The following is a 15,257-nucleotide window of genomic DNA, read 5'->3' on the forward strand; positions in this document are numbered from 1 at the left end:
TTGCTGTTTTGCTGTTTTGCTGTTTTGCTGTTTTGCTGTTTTGCTGTTTTGCTGTTTTGCTAATTTTCACTTTTGTAGTTTTGTAAGTTGTCTCCCCATAAGGTGGTCTGTTCTGTCAATTTCTTGAAATGTGGTGGTTCAGAGCATGAAAATTTCGCTGATATGGCCGTTTTTTCGGCCATACAGACGATTTTTCATCTTTTTGGTGGGATATAGCTTCTAGCCATAAATCGCGCTCATAGCGGCTTTATATTGATCGCGGTTGATGATGGCGCGATTGCCCGCAATGCCATCATAGGCTGACTTGTCATTTTGAAGTGGCAATCCAGCCCAAACACCAGCAACGCGGTCCATGAACTGTTCTATGGAGAGTGTTCCAGCTTCAAACTTTCCAAGTCCCGCATCCATCAAGAGGCGAATGGCGAGCTGATCCTGAAGCCTCTTATCAAACACAGCCCCAGGTGAGATCGATTCAGCTTCAATCAGATAGGCCAAAGTATCAGGAATGATCTGATACCGGCCTATGGCGTGAAATTGCCCTGGTGTATCTTCGATCCACCGCAATATCTGGCCAATGGTCAAGGTTGAAGGCAGTGCAGGGGGCTTCACCTTGGCCTTGTAATGAACCGCATCATATTGCCGGTGAGGGGCTTCGACTGAGGCGATCAGCGATAGAAGCTGATCACGCCTTGTCTTGCCCTCATATCGAGAAGGCAGCTTTGCTAGCTTGAACTCATAGCCTCGAACCGACTTTTCAAAGAAGTGCTGTTTTTCCCACTCGCTTTTGGAAAAATTCCAAATCGAGTTGGGTTCAGTTTTTACCGCGAGTTTGAAATCACCGTCTTTGCCCCAATCATTGGCTACAGATGGAGAGATGCCTATCGCCAAAATTATGGCGAGCGCAAAAGCCATCACGTTGATGGTTTTTGGCAGGCTCACCTCCAAATCGTTCTCACGCTTTAGAGGCTCGAAAGGAGCAGCGAGAAGGACGCTGCCCGTTTCACATGCGAGCCATGGTTGCGGCGCATCAGGCTCAGAACATTCATTCTGAATGTAAAAGAGGTCACACGCTACGCACCCTTGTGTCGAGGCCGAAAAACCGATGTTTTTCAGCAAGTTAATAGTGATTTTATCGGTTTTTAATGGCATGTTTTTTTAAAACTAATGATTTCAATGGGTTAGGGGTGTGTGGCCCAAGGTATTTCTGAGGTGTCCCACCAAATTTGCGACCTGTCCCACAAAAAAGGAGGTGCTGTCCCACGTATATAAGGATTTGCTAAAGTTCTTTTTCATTAGATTTTTCGCTTTTGGCGTGTTCTCGATCGTCGCGTTCTTTGTCAGTTTTATGTTCGCGACTTGCATCCTTTTGATGCATGATGTGCACTGCAAATTTTTTCTTCAGGTCAGACAGTTTTGGTGCATCAAGTCCATTTTTCTCAGCTTGCTGAATTTGTAACTCAACCGCTATTTCATTCAGCTGAGCTAAAGGTTTTTGAACAGACTATTTGAATAGTGAGTACTTAGTTCGAAGAAATCTGCAATCACAATCATTGACTGTGCGCTTGGTTTGGATAGGGCATTAATTGTCAGGATCGTTGTCGTTCGACGATAATGATTTTATATCTAGGTGACATTTTAGCTTTGCGCTTATGCAAGTTGTTCGGATAACATATCTTATGGAACAAATAATATAGACTTCCTGCAGCCAACCGATCCCACGTCTAAGGTCGATCAAGCGCCGCCGAGGTGAAGTGGATTGGTGTCAGCTTACATAACGGCGCCGATTTGCCAGGGTACAAATTCATGATCGCCAAGGCCGAGCTGTTCACTTTTGGTGGTTGCGCCTTCCGCGGTGGCGATGATTTGTTCGAAAATTTCCCGTCCCTTTTGTTCAACACTGATATTTTGGCTGATCATGTCGCCGCAATTCAAGTCCATATCTTCGTGCATGGTTTCAAAAAGGCGGTCGTTGGTCGCCAGTTTCAGGGTTGGCGCGGGGGTGGAACCGAAGGCCGAGCCGCGACCGGTTGTGAACACAATTAGTTGGGCACCACCGGCGATTTGGCCCGTTACAGAAACCGGGTCATAGCCCGGGGTATCCATGAACACGAGCCCCTTGGCGGTTGGTTTTTCGCCATAATGAACCACGTCATTTAATGGTGTGTTGCCCGCTTTGGCGACGGCGCCGAGGGACTTTTCCAAAATGGTGGTCAGGCCGCCAGCCTTGTTGCCAGGCGAGGGATTATTGTCCAGCGTACCGTTATTGATGTCGACATAATTTTGCCACCAGTCGAGGTGCTTCAGCAGCTTGTTGGCCACCTCTTTGCTGGCAGCGCGCTGCAGTAAAAGCTGCTCCGCGCCGTAAATTTCAGGCGTTTCCGAAAGGATCACCGTTGCCCCATGCGCCACCAGCAGATCGCTGGCATAGCCCAAAGCCGGGTTGGCGGTAATGCCAGAATAGCCGTCTGACCCGCCGCATTGCAGACCGATGGTTAAATGCTCAAGGTTACAAGGTGTGCGTGAGATTTGATTGATCTGCGGCAAGAGCTGATGGATCTGGGCCACAATCTGCACAATGGTGGCGCGTGTGCCGCCGGATTCTTGAATTGTAAGTCCTGAAATGCGGGTCTGGTCTTTGCTGCCAAACCTGTGCTTGAGCTTTGCAATCTGCATGACTTCGCAACCAAGCCCAACAAACAGGGCAGCGCCAACATTCGGGTGATTGGCATACCCCCAAAGCACACGTTGCAAATTGTCCCAGCCGGGGCCTTCCGAATCCATGCCACAACCAAGGCTGTGGGTGCAGGCCACAATGCCGTCTACATTCGGATAGTTCTGTAAAATACCCGACTGTTGCACCTGCATCGCCGCTTGCCGAATGACGGTGGCCGAACAGTTGACGGTGGAGACCAGTGCGATCATGTTGCGGGTGCCGACCTGTCCGTTGTCGCGCTGAAATCCAGCAAACTGGCGCGATGTAACATTTGGGATGGCAGCCCTTGCCGCCTCAAGCCCTGCACTTGAATCATATTCGGCAGCGTGCGCGCGGAACACGCAATTATGGCTGTGGACATGAGCCCCGAGTGCAATTTCAGCCGCGGCAAAGCCAATAGTTTGGCCCAACTTGATAATCGGTTCGCCCGAAGCAATGGCACGGGTTGCGATTTTATGCCCGGGTGCCAAGGCGGCAGTGAGAGCCTCCCCCTCGCCCAGTGGGCGGCTGTCTTTTGGGGCATTGTCAATTAACACCGCAACATTGTCATCCGGGTGAAGCTGACGTGGCGGCCGCATTTCAGCCACCCCCATGGCGGAGCCCTGCAATCACCCCGCGCAGTTCTGCTAAACCTTTGAGGCGGCCAACAAGTGGATAACCTGGATGGGTCCCGCGCTCATCATCGTTCAACAGAGCATGCCCGTGATCGGGACGAAATGGTATTTCAGCATCCGCGCGGCCATTTGTGGCGCGGGTACGTTCTTCAGCAAGCAGATTGGCCACCAAGCTGACCATATCGACATCGCCATTAAGATGCTCAGATTCCTGAAACGATCCATCGGCGTCGCGCTTGACGTTGCGCAAATGGGCGAAGTGAATCCGGTCAGCATATTGCGCGGCAATGGCTGGCACATCATTGTTCGGGTTAGCCCCAAGCGAGCCCGAGCATAAGGTGAGCCCGTTTTCGGGTGCCTCGTCAATGCGGAGCAAAAAGGCCAAATCTTCTGCACAGGATACAATACGGGGTAAGCCGAAAAGCGGCCGCGGCGGATCATCCGGATGGATGCACATTTTGATCCCGAGTTCACGCGCAGTTGGCATGATTTCGTGCAAAAACCGCGTAAGTGAATTGCGCAGATCATTGGCTGTGAACCCAGCCCATTTTTGCAGCTCAATGTGCAAACCAGCTGCATCATACCGCTTATAAGCACCGGGCAAACCGGACATGATTGAATGGGTGAGCTGCGCACGTTGCGCTTCGGTCGAACCCTCCCACCAGTCTTTCGCCTTTGCGACAATGTCCGGTGTGTAATCGTCAGTTTCACGCCCCATCATAAACAGGTCGAATGCGGCGCATTCTGCCAGTTCAAAGCGCAATGCTGTGCCGCCATTTTCCTCTGGTGCATCAAGGGTGGTGCGCGTCCAGTCGAGTACCGGCATGAAATTATAGCAGATGGTTGTGATCCCCTCGGCCGCCAAATTCGCCATGGACTGGCGGTAATTGGCGAACAGTGCGGAAAGATCGCCTTGTCCATGCTTGATTTTTTCATGCACGGGCAAGCTTTCGACAACCTCCCAAGTGAGACCTGCTGCCTCTATCTCAGCTTTTCGAGCTGCGATTTTTTCGCGTGGCCACACCTCACCATAGGGAATTTCATGCAGCGCTGTGACAATGCCACTTGCTCCAGTCTGCCGCACTTCCTTCAAACTGATTTTGTCCAATGGGCCAAACCAGCGCCATGTTTGTTTCATTGTGTTAACTCCGCAACCATTTGGCGCGCACCTTTGTGGATCAGCCCGGACAGGGCCGCCTGCACAGCGCTTACAAATTGCTGATTTTCGGTCAATTGGGGCTCAAAGATTTGGTGGATCGCCAAAAGCGACAGCACCTTTTCTGCCGGATCATTCGCTGCGTCATAGGCATGTTTTAGTTGTTCGGCCATCGGATCGCGCACCTCAATAAGCTGGCCTTTTTCGTCAACACCGCCGACAAACCGCATCCAACCAGCAATCGCCAAACTTAGACCTTTCGGCACGCGGCCCATTTGCAGGCAATCATGCACGGTGCCCAAAAGCCGCTGCGGCAATTTTTGGCTGCCGTCCATGGCAATTTGCCAAGTGCGATGCTTGATGGCCTTGTTTTCATACCGCTCCATGAGCGCCTGACAATAAGCAGGCAAATCCTCACCTTCTGGCGTGGGAAGTGTGGGTGTGATTTCTTGCTGCCACATTTGGTGGCAAAGCTTTGAGAACGACGGATCGGCCACAGTTTCACTTATCAATTCATATCCGGCGAGATACCCAAGATAGGCGAGGCTGGAATGGGTGCCGTTCAAGCACCGCAATTTCATCAGCTCGTGCGCGTCGACATTGGCCACGATTTGCGCCCCGGCTTTTTCCCAGTTGGGTCGTGCGCCAACAAAATTGTCCTCAATCACCCATTGGCGAAAGGGTTCATGCACCACGCAGCCAAGATCGACATAGCTTTCGGTTTCCGCCAGGCGGTCAATGTCCGCCTGTGTGGTGGCGGGTGTAATCCGGTCGACCATGGTGGAGGGAAATGTGGCATGGGTGCTGATCCATTGTGCCAGCGTCGGGTCCACCAGCTTTGCAAACTCTAGCGTCAAATTGCGAAGCAATTGGCCGTTGGACGGCAAATTATCGCACGACAATAGTGTGAACGGTTTTTGCCCCGCTTGCCGCCGCTGATTGAGGGCAGAAACGATAAAGCCGATCGCTGTGCGGGGCGTGCTGAGATTTGAAATGTCGTGCTGAATGTCGGCGTTGGTTTGGTCTAAGCGCTTGGTGGCAGGCGCGTAGCAATAGCCCTTTTCTGTGATGGTCAGTGAGACAATCTCAATCGCAGGATCGGCCATCTGCGCCAATACCGCCTGTGGGTCTTCCGGCGCCACCAACACATTCACAATCGAATTGATCTTTTGGGTCTTTTCCCCATCTGGTCCGCGTTCAATCGCGGTATAGGTGCCGCCTTGCGGCATCAATTGATCGCGCGCAGTTGGGCTTTTAAGGCTGACGGCAACAATGCCCCATTTATCCTTGGCTGGGTCCATCACATCATTGGTGTAAATCGCCCCAAAGGCGCGGAAAAAAGCGCCGGGGCCAAAATGCACAATGCCAGCTTTAGCGGCAGGTAATGTTCGTGTGAGACGGGGATTAGCGGGCAAGCCAGCCTCCATCAACATTTAATACCGCGCCATGAATATAGGTGGATGCGGGCATGCACAAAAAGGTGACAGCGCCGGCAATGTCAGCGGGATCGCCCCAGCGACCGGCTGGAATACGCCCCAGAATTTCGGCAGCGCGTTTTGGGTCTTCGCGCAAGGCCTTGGTGTTGTTGGTGGCGATGTAACCGGGGGCCACCGCGTTCACATTGATGCCTTTGGCGGCCCATTCATTGGTGAGAATTTTGGTCAACCCCACCACGCCATGTTTGGACGCGGTATATGAGGGCACACGAATGCCGCCTTGAAAGCTCAACAGTGAAGCGATGTTGACAATGCGACCTGTTGCCGAGCGGGCAAAAACAGATTTGGCAAAGGCTTGAGACAACATGAAAACTGCTTTGAGGTTGACATCCATCACCTCATCCCAGTCCTTTTCAGCAAAGTCGACGGAATCTTCGCGCCGGATGATCCCCGCATTGTTGACCAGAATGTCGATGTCGCCCGCCTCTTGCAGCGCCGCTACCCCATGGGTGCCGTCCGCCAGATCCATATAAAGCGCTTCGCCAGTGCCGCCCGCCGCCTCTATCGTGGCGACGGTTTCATCACAAGATGAACGCCCGGCAGCGACCACATGGGCGCCCGCCTCCGCCAAACCAATGGCAATGGCCCGACCAATGCCGGTGTTGGCGCCGGTCACCAAAGCGCGCTTGCCTTGAAGAGTGAAAGCATTCATCGCAGCGTCTCCATGGGAACCATGTCCATATCGGTGAAATCGACATTATCTCCGGCCATCGCCCAGCAGAATGTGTAAGCACCAGTGCCTGCCCCACTATGGATCGACCAAGGTGGCGAAATAATTGCCTCCTCATTGGCGATCACCATATGGCGAGTTTCGTCCGGTTCGCCCATAAAGTGGAACACGCGCTGTTCTTCTGAGAGATCAAAATAGAGATAGGCTTCCATGCGTCGATCATGACGGTGCGCGGGCATGGTGTTCCACACTGAACCAGGCGCAAATTGGGTGTAGCCCATGAGAAGCTGGCAGCTTTCACACACTTCAGGGTGTAAGAACTGAATGATGACGCGCTCATTTGCTGTTTCCGCTGAACCCAACTCAACCCGTCTGGCATCAGCAATTTTGATCAGCTTGGTGGGATAGGTGTGATGTGCCGGGGCGCTCAAAATGTAATAGCGTCCAGGGGCACTGAACGTAATTGGTCCTGCGCCACGGCCAATATAGAGCACCTCGCCCGCACCCACTTCATAGGTCGTGCCGTCGACAGTGATCGTGCCCGCCTCGCCAATATTCAAAACGCCCATTTCACGTCGGTCAAGCACACCGGGGGTGCCGGTTTCCGCCACATGTTCGAGCACAATATCCTTGTCAGTTGGCACGGCTGACCCAAGCATCATGCGGTCATAATGGGTATAGACGAGCTTGAGCGTGCCGGGGACAAACAAGCCATCTACATGAAAATGTTGTCGCAAGGATTGGGTGTCGAATGATTTCGCCGAGACCGGGTCAATCGCGTGACGTGTTTCTACATTTGGCATGGTGGCTCCTTTTAAAGAAAGTCGTCGCGGCGCGGGGTGAAGCTGTCGATCAGCTCGCCGGATTCAAGGCAAACACAGCCATGTGTCGCCTCTGATGGAATGATGAAGGAGTCGCCTGGGCCAACCTCAATCTGCTCCTCCCCCAACGTGAAGCGGAACTTGCCGCTACGCACAAAAGTGGATTGAACATGAGGATGGTTGTGCAGGGCACCTTCAGCCCCCGCTTCAAACTTAAATGAAACGATCATTAGGTCTTTGTGTTCGCTCAAGACTTGGCGTGTGACGCCGCGGTCTGCAGCAATTGCTGGATAGGTTTTTAGCATCTCAATCTCATTTGAAAACGGAGGGAAGCCAAAGTGAAAGGCTTGGAATATAGGTCACCATCATCAACACAAAGATGGCGGCGAAATAGAATGGCCAAATGGTTTTGATGGCCTCCGAAATTCTGATTTTGCCGACGGCACACCCGACAAACAGCACGGCGCCTACGGGCGGCGTACAAAGGCCAATCCCCAGATTGAGGATCAAAATGATGCCGAATTGCACCGGGTCGATGCCATAGGCCAACGCCACTGGCAAAAAGATCGGCGTGGTGATCACAATCAAGGGTGACATGTCCATAAAGGTGCCAAGCAACAACAGAATGATGTTGAGCATCAACAGGATGACAAGTGGGTTTTGTGAAACGCCTTTCATCCATTGCACCAACTCGGCGGGTACGCGCAAATAGGCGAGCAGCCAGCCAAAGGCGGCGGCAGAGCCGATCACGAGGAGCACCATTGATGATGTTCTGACGGCGGACAGTGTGGCGGCAACAAACTCGTTCCACGGCAAGGATCGATAAACGAGAATGGTGACCGCAATCGCGTAAATCACGGCAATGCCTGAGCTTTCAGAGGCGGTGAACACGCCGGAGCGCACGCCACCAAACATGATCGCCACCAGAATGAGGCCGGGCAAGGCTCCAACCAATAGGCCGAACACGGCGCGCGCGCCCGGAAATGGCTCGGTGGAGTAGCCACGCTTTTTGGCCACAAACCAGGCGACAATCATAAGAGCCACGGCAAGCAACAACCCGGGAATAATCCCAGCTGTAAACAGGTCGGCGATGGACATACGCCCGCCGGCGGCAATCGAATAGATGATCAGATTATGCGAGGGCGGCAGCATCAGCGCAATGATCGATGAAACCACAGTAATATTGACGGCATAGTCGCGGCCATAGCCGCGTTCCGCCATTTGCGGAATCATCAAGCCACCAATGGCTGACGCATCAGCTGCTGCGGAACCTGAGATGCCGCCAAACATGACTGATGCAGTGATGTTGACTTGTCCCAAACCGCCGCGCAAATGCCCCACGGCCGCGCCCGCCAGTGCCACAAGGCGCCGGGCAATATCGCCGCGCACCATCAGCTCACCAGCGTAAATGAAAAAGGGAATTGCCAACAACGCAAAAACTGAAATGCCGGAGTTTAGCCGCTGGAAAACAACAACGGGGGGCAGCCCCAAAAAGGCGATGGTGGCAAAGCTGGACACGCCAAGACAAAAGGCCACGGGAGCCCCGATCAACAAAAGCCCGGTGAATGTGCCGAAAAGAACAACAAGTTCCATAAATTATTCCTCAATCACGTCGTCGCCAAAGCGGGGCGTGTGCAAGCCCACAACGCGTCGCAATAACCGTTCCAGGGAAAACAAAACCATCAACACCCCGCCAAAAATCAGCGAAAAGAAGCTGGTGGCGCCGGTGATGCCCAAATTGGGTATGGTGGTGGCCCACGTTGTGGCCGCAAGTTGCAAGCCATAACCGATCATGCCGGCGCCAAACGCGATCACCACCAGATCGGAAATAGAGTGGCAGATTTTTACCAATGGGCGCGGCAGCACATAGAGCAGGACATCAAAGCTGAGGTGATTTCCCTCGCGAATACCAACGGCAGCGCCGAGGAAAATCACCCAGCCCATCAGCAGTATGGAGGACGTTTCGGTCCAGGTTGGGGTATCATTCAGAACAAAACGTCCCCACACTTGCATGCCGATAAAAACCGTCATGGCAACCAACCCGGCGCCAGCCATCCACAAAACAAGGCGAGAGAACACGGCCAGAATGCGCGAGAAAGCGAGTACAAAATCGACCATTGTGAACTCCAATCCGAAAATGCGGGCCAGGCAGCCCGGCCCGCATCCTAAAATTTACTCAACTGCTCTGATCTTTTGGACCAAATCTTTGAGCTTGTCGGATTTTACGTGTTTTTCATACACGGGGTCCATGGCGTTGATGAATGGCGTCTTATCCACGTCTTCAACAATCTCCACGCCTGCAGCGCGTACTTTTTCCTCAGATGCCTTTTCACGGGCAGCCCAGAGCTCGCGCATGACGGGCACAGAATCTTTCGCTGCGTCGCGAATGAGTTCCTGATCATCAGGGGCAAGACCGTCCCAAGACTTTTTGCTCATCACCAACACTTCAGGCACGATCAAATGCTGATCAAGGGTGTAGTAGCCTGCCACTTCGTAGTGACCAGATGATTCAAATGAGGGCCAGTTATTCTCTGCACCGTCGATCACACCTGTTTGAATTGAGGAATAAACCTCACCATAAGGCAATGGTGTCGCGTTGCCGCCCAATGCGCTTACCATGTCCACAAACACGTCAGATTGCATCACGCGGAATTTCAAACCTTCAACATCCTCGATGGAAGTGATGGGCTTTTTGCTGTTGTAAAAGCTTCGTGAGCCGCCATCATAATAAGCAAGGCCAACAAGTCCGTGATTGCTAAATTCGTTCAGAATGGATTCACCGACTTCGCCGTCAACCACTTTGTGCATGTGATCCGTGCCACGGAAAATATAGGGCAGCGAGAACACTTTGGTTTCTTCAATAATGTTATTGAATGGCCCAAGACTTACACGGTTCAGATCGATCACGCCCAGCTGGGTTTGCTCGATGGTGTCTTTTTCTTCACCCAATTGCGCGGAGTGGAACACTTCAACGCAAATTCGGCCATTTGAGCGCTCTTCCAAAAGCTCGCCCATATACTGAACCGCTGCAACGGTCGGATAGCCTTCAGGGTGGGTGTCAGATGATTTGAGGGTGATGTCGCAAGCGGTCGCCGCTGTTGCGAATGATGCAGACGCCAACAGGGCGACGACACTGGTTTTAAGATGTTTCATGTTTTCCTCCCAAGAAATTGAAACCAATTAACTGATCAAAGCGCGTACGCTTTTTTGGCCAGTCCATACGTCAGGTCATAAGCGACCTGATACGCCTCGTTTTCGCGCAATCGGCCAGTGGCGACCAATTGGGCGAGATAAGAACAGTCGGCCCGGCGCGCCACATCGTGTCGCGCGGGGATAGAGCAAAAGGCTCGCGTGTCATCATTGAACCCGACTGTGTTGTAAAATCCGCAAGTCTCCGTTGTGGCCTCGCGGAACCGTTTGATGCCTTCATAGCTGTCAAAAAACCACCAGGGCGGCCCCAGCTTAAGCGCGGGATAAACCCCCGCCAACGGCGCCAGCTCGCGGCCATAAGTTGTTTCATCCAGCGTGAACATGATGATGGTTAGACCCGGCTCAAAGCCAACCGCATTCAATAGGGGCTGCAGCGCGTCCACATAATCTGTGCGTCCTGGAATATCAAAGCCCTTGTCGCGCCCATATGTGGCCAGCACATCTTGGCTGTGGTTGCGGCGCGAGCCCGGATGCAATTGCAGCGTCAGGCCGTCGTCTAAAGACATGCGCGCCATTTCCGTAATCATTTGCCCACGGAACAGATCTGCCTCATTGGCGGAAAAAGTGCCGCTGATCACCTTTTGATATAGGGCCGCCGCTTCGGATTGATCGAGATCGGCAGTGCGGGCGGTGGGATGCCCGTGATCGCTGGCGGTGGCGCCATGTTCTTTAAAGAAGGCACGCCGCGCGCGATGGGCGTTCAAATAGCCTTGCCAATTGGTGGTGTCTTCGCCAGTGATGGCGCCGAACTGCTCAATATTGGCGTGAAAGCCCTCAAATTCAGGATCGACCACAGCGTCCGGCCGATAGGTGGTCACCACCCTGCCCGTCCAGTCACTTTGCGCGATCTGCTTGTGCCACTTCAGATCGTCCAAAGCCGATTCTGTTGTTGCCAAAACTTCAATATTAAACCGCTCAAAAATCGCTCGTGGGCGGAAATCTTCCTCGCCCAGCTTTTGGTCGATATGGTCATAATATGCATCGGCATTGTCGGCCGTGAGTGGCGCATCTAGGCCAAACACATGTTCAAATGAATGCTCCAGCCACATGGCGGTGGGCGTCCCACGAAACAGATAAAAATTCTCAGCCAGCAATCGCCAGATGGCGCGCGGATCGCGCTCGGTTTTTTGACCATCAGCTTTGGGAATGCCCAGCGCATCCAATTCAATGCCCTGGCTCACCAGCATGCGAAACGCATAATGGTCGGGCACGACAAACAATTCGGCGGGGTTGGAAAAACGTTGGTTTTGCGCAAACCAGGCTGGGTCGCAATGGCCATGGGGGCTGATGATCGGCAAGTCGCAAACAGACTGGTAAAGCCCCCGCGCCATAGAGCGCACATTTGGGTCAACCGGAAAAAGTCTGTCTGGGTCCAAAATTGCCATCAATATCCGTCCACTTTTGTGTTTCTAGCCGACTAATATGCTAGATTACTAGTTGAGTCAAACCAAAAAAGCGGATAGAAAGAAATTCACAATAGAAACGGAGCTCGATGTGATGGGGACCAGACTTGCTTCTTTGGCGACAACGCCGCCTCAGACTGCAACCGACCAAATTTTTGACACGCTCTATCAAGCTGTAATTTCTTTGGAATTGCCGCCGGGGACAAAATTGTCTGAAGCCGAAATGGCCGCTCGGCTGGATGTCTCGCGTCAGCCGGTGCGCGATGCGTTTTATCGTCTTTCGAAAATCGGGCTGCTGGCCGTGCGCCCTCAGCGGGCCACCTTGGTGACCAAGATTTCAGAGGCCGCAGTTCTTAATGCGGCCTTTGTGCGGATTGCCTTGGAAGTGGAATGTTTGCGGCGCGCATTTGAAACCAATGGCGCGTCATTGATTGCACATCTGCGTGAAAATATTGCCGCCCAGCAAAACGCCCTCGACTCAACCGATCCCGCCGGCTTTCACGCTTTGGATGAAGAATTTCACCGCTTGGTGTGTGAACATGCGGGGCATGAGCATGTGTGGGGTCTCATTCAAGATCACAAAGCGCATCTTGACCGCGTGCGTTATCTCACCTTGTCACAAGAACATCGTGCACGCGTGCGCGGTGAACACTACGAAATTCTTTCCGCGTTAGAAGCAGGCGATCTGCCTCTTGCCGAAAAGAATTTGCGTGCACACCTGACCGGGATCAAACCGCATCTGGAAATATTGCGTCGCAAACACGCAGCCTATTTTGAAGAGCGCGTCTAGTAGACCTGGTGCCTAATTGGAGCACGCTTGTGTCGTCGCGCGATGCTATTCGATTAGGATGGCGCGGAAGTCGTTTACGTTGGTCAGTGTTGGGCCAGTGATAAACTGATCGCCCAAGGCCTCAAAAAAGTGGTGTGCATCGTTTCGTTGCAAATAGTCTTGCGGAGCGCAGCCGAGATCTGTCGCGCGCTGTAAGCTGTCGGGCAAAACAAATGCGCCTGCAACTTCTGCCGCGCCATCCACACCGTCTGTATCGGCGGCCAGCAGGGTGATGCGAGGATTGCCGTTCAAGGCGATAAGCGCAGCGAGTGCATATTCTGCATTTGGGCCCCCCACTCCATTTCCGGTTCTGGTAACGGTGCATTCGCCTCCAGAAAGGATCAGCAGTGGTTTTTGCGTGGCCGCGCGATTTGCGGCAATCTCAAGTGCTTTATGGGCATGGGCGGCGCCCAACTCGCGGGCTTCGCCTTCAAGGTCATCGCCCAACATCAATACGTCACATCCAACTTGTTCAGCCACTGTTTTCGCGGCGGCCAAAGACTGAGACGGTGCGGCCACCACTTTGTTGCTTACCTTATCTTTTAAAGCCTCAAAATCTTGATCTGGGTCTACGGAAAATTGGGCGAACGGAGCCGGGTCTATGCCCCAGCGCTCTAAAATATCTGACACCGAATTTGCTGACGGCGGCTGCGGCACTGTGGGTCCGGACGCGATGACGGCAACATCATCGCCGGGCACATCGGAAATGATCAAGCCAAGCACTTGCGCCGGCGCACACGCCGCGGCGAGTTTGCCGCCCTTCACCTGAGATAAATGCCGCCGCACTACGTTCATTTGTGAAATAGGGGCACCACTGGCCAGCAAGTCTTTGTTGATTTGTTGCTTTTGCGCGAGGCTAAGGCCATCGCGTGGGGCACATAAGAGCGACGACCCGCCGCCAGATATCAGCGCCAGAACCAAATCATCAGGGGTGAGATTGTCGACAAGATTTAGAATACGGCGGGTGGCGTCCACACCGGCTTGGTCGGGCACCGGATGTGCCGCTTCCACAATCTCAATCTGCTGGGTTGGACGGCTATAGCCATATCGCGTGATAACCAACCCTTCCAAGGGCTGATCATAATGGCGCTCAACAGCCTCAGCCATCCGCGCGCTGGCTTTGCCCGCTCCAATCACGATCAAGCGCCCTTTCGGCGGCGGCGGTAAATGGGCCGCCAAACAATTCATCGGATCTGCGGTTGCGACGGCTTGTTCAAACAAGTTTTGCAGCAGGCGGGTGGCATCGCTTTGCATCAATCAAATACTCAACCAGTTGGTGGGTGAAATCACGAAACGCGCATGCCGTCTTTGTCGAAAAAGCTCAATTTATCTGCATCAAAGCTGAGGCCCACCTTTTCACCAATGTCGAGTTCGGTGCCGCCGACGCAGCGCACATTGATCCGGCCTACCGCACCGCAATCAACAATCACAAAGCTGTCCGAGCCGAGATATTCGATCAAATCCACAACGCCATCGCATTGGCCCGTTCCCACTTTTCCCAATGCAATGTGATCGGGGCGGACGCCGATCTGGATGGCATTATCGGTAAAATCATAATTGCCTCCGCGCGCGCCATCTAGTTTATAGGCCCCGTCCTGCGTGGTGCAGGACATCAGATTCATTTTCGGGCTGCCAATAAACTGCGCGACAAAGGTGTTTTGCGGCCGCTCATAAAGCTCGCGCGGCGTGCCCACCTGGGCAATTTTGCCAAACTCCAACACAACTATGCGGTCAGCCAAGGTCATGGCTTCCACCTGATCATGGGTCACATAAATCATGGTGGATTGCAGCGATCGGTGCAGTTTGGCAATCTCATGCCGCATTTCGACCCGAAGTGCCGCATCGAGATTTGATAGGGGCTCATCAAACAGAAAGGCCGTTGGGTCACGCACGATGGAGCGACCGATGGCTACGCGTTGGCGCTGGCCGCCCGACAAATCTTTGGGCCGGCGCTGCAGATAGGGCTCGAGTTGCAGCGTTTGTGCCGCATAATCCACCTTCTCTTGAATCTCAGCCTTTGGTGCACCTGCGGTTTTCAACCCAAAGGCCATATTGTCCCATACCGACATATGCGGATAAAGCGCGTAGCTTTGGAACACCATGGCCAGGCCGCGCTTGGCCGGCGGGTGGCCGGTGACATCCTTGCCATTGATTTCCAGGGTGCCGCGCGAAATATCCTCCAAGCCGCCAATCATGCGCAATAAGGTGGATTTGCCGCAGCCTGACGGCCCGACAAAAACGAGGAATTCCCCTTCATGGATGGATAAATCGATGCCCTTAATCACTTGCGCATCGCCATACCATTTCTCAACTGATTTCAACTCAATTGAACCCATCATATCCTC

Annotated in this window: 14 protein-coding genes; 1 reads left to right on the forward strand and 13 read right to left on the reverse strand. The window is 53.2% G+C overall.

Going from position 1 to position 15,257, the window contains the following annotated elements; genetic code table 11:
- Positions 1-219: 219 nt before the first annotated feature.
- From G549_RS21595 to uxaC, 11 genes are all read right to left on the reverse strand, one after another.
- Positions 220-912: a lysozyme family protein gene (locus G549_RS21595; RefSeq protein WP_169449676.1), complete on the reverse strand. Its 693-nt coding sequence runs from the start codon at positions 910-912 to the stop codon at positions 220-222.
- A gap of 855 nt (positions 913-1,767) precedes the next feature.
- Complete coding sequence (locus G549_RS0117685; protein WP_027836121.1) at positions 1,768-3,291, reverse strand: UxaA family hydrolase; 1,524 nt, start codon at positions 3,289-3,291, stop codon at positions 1,768-1,770.
- Between the two features lies 1 nt (position 3,292).
- The gene (uxuA, locus tag G549_RS0117690; RefSeq protein WP_027836122.1) at positions 3,293-4,465 is read right to left on the reverse strand and encodes a mannonate dehydratase; all 1,173 of its coding nucleotides are present in this window, start codon (positions 4,463-4,465) and stop codon (positions 3,293-3,295) included.
- Positions 4,462-5,898 (reverse strand): mannitol dehydrogenase family protein, encoded by a 1,437-nt coding sequence (locus G549_RS0117695; RefSeq protein ID WP_027836123.1) that lies wholly within the window; start codon positions 5,896-5,898, stop codon positions 4,462-4,464. The genes uxuA and G549_RS0117695 overlap by 4 nt, the downstream gene beginning before the upstream one ends.
- Positions 5,888-6,631, reverse strand: a complete 744-nt coding sequence (gene kduD / locus G549_RS0117700; protein WP_027836124.1) for a 2-dehydro-3-deoxy-D-gluconate 5-dehydrogenase KduD — start codon at positions 6,629-6,631, stop codon at positions 5,888-5,890. The genes G549_RS0117695 and kduD overlap by 11 nt, the downstream gene beginning before the upstream one ends.
- A complete protein-coding gene (gene kduI / locus G549_RS0117705; protein WP_027836125.1) occupies positions 6,628-7,452 on the reverse strand; it encodes a 5-dehydro-4-deoxy-D-glucuronate isomerase in 825 nt (274 codons plus the stop codon). The genes kduD and kduI overlap by 4 nt, the downstream gene beginning before the upstream one ends.
- 11 nt (positions 7,453-7,463) lie before the next feature.
- Positions 7,464-7,781, reverse strand: a complete 318-nt coding sequence (locus G549_RS0117710) for a cupin domain-containing protein (RefSeq protein WP_210162451.1) — start codon at positions 7,779-7,781, stop codon at positions 7,464-7,466.
- 1 nt (position 7,782) lies between these two features.
- Positions 7,783-9,063, reverse strand: a complete 1,281-nt coding sequence (locus G549_RS0117715) for a TRAP transporter large permease (RefSeq protein WP_027836127.1) — start codon at positions 9,061-9,063, stop codon at positions 7,783-7,785.
- Positions 9,064-9,066: 3 nt separating this feature from the next.
- The gene (locus G549_RS0117720; protein WP_027836128.1) at positions 9,067-9,588 is read right to left on the reverse strand and encodes a TRAP transporter small permease; all 522 of its coding nucleotides are present in this window, start codon (positions 9,586-9,588) and stop codon (positions 9,067-9,069) included.
- A gap of 54 nt (positions 9,589-9,642) precedes the next feature.
- Positions 9,643-10,623: a TRAP transporter substrate-binding protein gene (locus G549_RS0117725; protein ID WP_027836129.1), complete on the reverse strand. Its 981-nt coding sequence runs from the start codon at positions 10,621-10,623 to the stop codon at positions 9,643-9,645.
- A gap of 35 nt (positions 10,624-10,658) precedes the next feature.
- A complete protein-coding gene (gene uxaC, locus G549_RS0117730; RefSeq protein ID WP_027836130.1) occupies positions 10,659-12,065 on the reverse strand; it encodes a glucuronate isomerase in 1,407 nt (468 codons plus the stop codon).
- A gap of 112 nt (positions 12,066-12,177) precedes the next feature.
- Between uxaC and G549_RS0117735 the strand changes: the two genes are divergently transcribed.
- Positions 12,178-12,873 (forward strand): GntR family transcriptional regulator, encoded by a 696-nt coding sequence (locus tag G549_RS0117735; protein ID WP_051214109.1) that lies wholly within the window; start codon positions 12,178-12,180, stop codon positions 12,871-12,873.
- Positions 12,874-12,918: 45 nt separating this feature from the next.
- Here the strand turns inward: G549_RS0117735 and G549_RS0117740 are convergent, their stop codons facing one another.
- Both G549_RS0117740 and G549_RS0117745 read right to left on the reverse strand, forming a co-directional pair.
- Positions 12,919-14,166 carry a glycerate kinase type-2 family protein gene (locus G549_RS0117740; RefSeq protein WP_027836132.1) on the reverse strand — a complete coding sequence of 416 codons (1,248 nt, stop codon included), beginning with the start codon at positions 14,164-14,166 and terminating at the stop codon, positions 12,919-12,921.
- Positions 14,167-14,198: 32 nt separating this feature from the next.
- Entirely contained in the window at positions 14,199-15,248 is a 1,050-nt protein-coding gene (locus G549_RS0117745) for an ABC transporter ATP-binding protein (protein ID WP_027836133.1), read from the reverse strand.
- Positions 15,249-15,257: the final 9 nt, after the last annotated feature.

Origin of the sequence: Maritalea myrionectae DSM 19524 (assembly GCF_000423365.1) — a bacterium.
Taxonomy (GTDB): domain Bacteria; phylum Pseudomonadota; class Alphaproteobacteria; order Rhizobiales; family Devosiaceae; genus Maritalea; species Maritalea myrionectae.

Bases quoted from the DNA above. Each gene is read 5' to 3' on its own strand.
- G549_RS21595 (WP_169449676.1), bottom strand. From the start codon at position 912: ATGGCTTTTGCGCTCGCCATAATTTTGGCGATAGGCATCTCTCCATCT.
- G549_RS0117685 (WP_027836121.1), bottom strand. From the start codon at position 3,291: ATGCGGCCGCCACGTCAGCTTCACCCGGATGACAATGTTGCGGTGTTA.
- uxuA (WP_027836122.1), bottom strand. From the start codon at position 4,465: ATGAAACAAACATGGCGCTGGTTTGGCCCATTGGACAAAATCAGTTTG.
- kduD (WP_027836124.1), bottom strand. From the start codon at position 6,631: ATGAATGCTTTCACTCTTCAAGGCAAGCGCGCTTTGGTGACCGGCGCC.
- kduI (WP_027836125.1), bottom strand. From the start codon at position 7,452: ATGCCAAATGTAGAAACACGTCACGCGATTGACCCGGTCTCGGCGAAA.
- G549_RS0117715 (WP_027836127.1), bottom strand. From the start codon at position 9,063: ATGGAACTTGTTGTTCTTTTCGGCACATTCACCGGGCTTTTGTTGATC.
- G549_RS0117720 (WP_027836128.1), bottom strand. From the start codon at position 9,588: ATGGTCGATTTTGTACTCGCTTTCTCGCGCATTCTGGCCGTGTTCTCT.
- G549_RS0117725 (WP_027836129.1), bottom strand. From the start codon at position 10,623: ATGAAACATCTTAAAACCAGTGTCGTCGCCCTGTTGGCGTCTGCATCA.
- uxaC (WP_027836130.1), bottom strand. From the start codon at position 12,065: ATGGCAATTTTGGACCCAGACAGACTTTTTCCGGTTGACCCAAATGTG.
- G549_RS0117735 (WP_051214109.1), top strand. From the start codon at position 12,178: ATGGGGACCAGACTTGCTTCTTTGGCGACAACGCCGCCTCAGACTGCA.
- G549_RS0117740 (WP_027836132.1), bottom strand. From the start codon at position 14,166: ATGCAAAGCGATGCCACCCGCCTGCTGCAAAACTTGTTTGAACAAGCC.
- G549_RS0117745 (WP_027836133.1), bottom strand. From the start codon at position 15,248: ATGGGTTCAATTGAGTTGAAATCAGTTGAGAAATGGTATGGCGATGCG.